The sequence below is a fragment of the Methylobacterium platani genome, from assembly GCF_001653715.1.
Classification (GTDB): domain Bacteria; phylum Pseudomonadota; class Alphaproteobacteria; order Rhizobiales; family Beijerinckiaceae; genus Methylobacterium; species Methylobacterium platani.
In genome coordinates, this window is record NZ_LWHQ01000149.1 from 1 (window position 1) to 1,496 (window position 1,496).

Sequence of the window (1,496 nt, forward strand, 5' to 3'; positions counted from 1 at the left end):
GCCCCAGGGTGTCGGTGACCGGCTTGAACCCATCGAGATCGAGCACCAACAAGGCAGCGTCGCTCCGTGCCAGGACCATGGCCTCAAGGCGCTGACACAGCACTAACCGGTTGGGCAGGTTCGTGAGATGGTCGCGATGGGCCAGACGATCCAGGCGTTCCTCGTTCGCGCGTCGGCTGGAGAGATCGCGGATGATGGCACCGAAGCTCACGACTCCGTTGTCCTGCCACATGGATAGGGCCAACTCGATCGGTAGCTCAGACCCATCTTTATGCCGAGCCCAGAGTTCGACCGACTGACCAACGAGTTTTGGTTTCCCGCCGGCAGCAACATGTTTGAGGCCGCCACCGTGGCCGCCACGGAGGCGGTCGGGTACGATGAGATCGATGGACCGACCTTCGGCCTCGGCCGCCGAATAGCCAAGCATGGCTTCGGCGCCCTGGTTCCAAAACCGAATGATCCCTTCGCGATCGGCACAGATAATGCCGGCCGGCGAGGTTGCCGACATCTGCCGAAAGCGGTTCTCGCCGGCTTGGTGAGCACGCGCGAGCCGCCGCAGCTCCATCTTATCGAGGGCGAGCGTGGCCAACAGCTTCAGATTGGCGACATCCGCCGGCGTGAACGCCGCACGTGGGCGCGTGTCGAGAAGACAGAAAGACCCGATCGTCGCACCGGATGGACCGATCAGGGGCGCACCGGCGTAGAAGCGCACGTGCGCCGGCCCGTTCACGAGCGGATTGTCGCGAAAGTTCGGGTCGAGGCTTGCATCCAGGATGATGAGGGGTTCATCTTGGGTGATCGTAGTATGGCAAAAGGAAATATTTCGATCAACCTCGCAGACGGCGATACCGATACGGCTCGCGAAAAATGTATGATATTGCGCGACGATAGAAACCATTGAGGTCGGCACGCCGAAGAGTGCGTTCGCCAGACGGTTGAGTGGCTCCAGATCCCCCTGCATGACATCGGGACTGAGGCCATAATCAGCAACCGCACGTAGGCGTAGATCCTCACTTGGTGCGATCAGCTCTACGCTCATGGGGTTTTCTCAAACGATGACCAACGTCCGGCGTTGCCGGCACCGTATGAATATGGCTGACAGTAGGGCCTATAACAGGCACACTTGAAACTAAGCTGCGGCAGCTTCTCGCACCTTGCCAGTCGAGCGATCGACCTGCTCGGCTGCATGGGCAATCGCTTCCATGCTGCCGGCGAGGCTGTTAGCACCGCATGATGCCGTCTGCATCGAGGCCGATATCTCGTGCGTCACTGCTGACTGCTCCTCCACCGCCGCCGCGATCGCCGCAGCAACCTGATCGAGCGTGCGGATCGTGCCCTGGATCGCGCCGATGGCTTCCACCGCTTGCTGCGTCGCGCCCTGCGTCGCGCCGATCTGCTGGCGGATCTGATCGGTAGCCTTACTGGTCTGTTCGGCGAGCTGCTTGACTTCCTGCGCTACGACCGCGAACCCGCGTCCTGCCTCGCCGGCCCGCGCC

2 protein-coding genes are annotated in these 1,496 nt (G+C 61.8%); both read right to left on the minus strand.

Annotation, left to right across the window (positions count from 1 at the left end; genetic code table 11):
* On the minus strand, positions 1–1,039 hold a 1,039-nt coding region (locus tag A5481_RS32020), incomplete at its 3' end, for a PAS domain S-box protein (RefSeq protein WP_156655703.1).
* A 90-nt stretch (positions 1,040–1,129) separates the two neighbouring features.
* The coding region (locus A5481_RS32025; RefSeq protein WP_245298707.1) for a methyl-accepting chemotaxis protein at positions 1,130–1,496 on the minus strand (367 nt) is incomplete at its 5' end.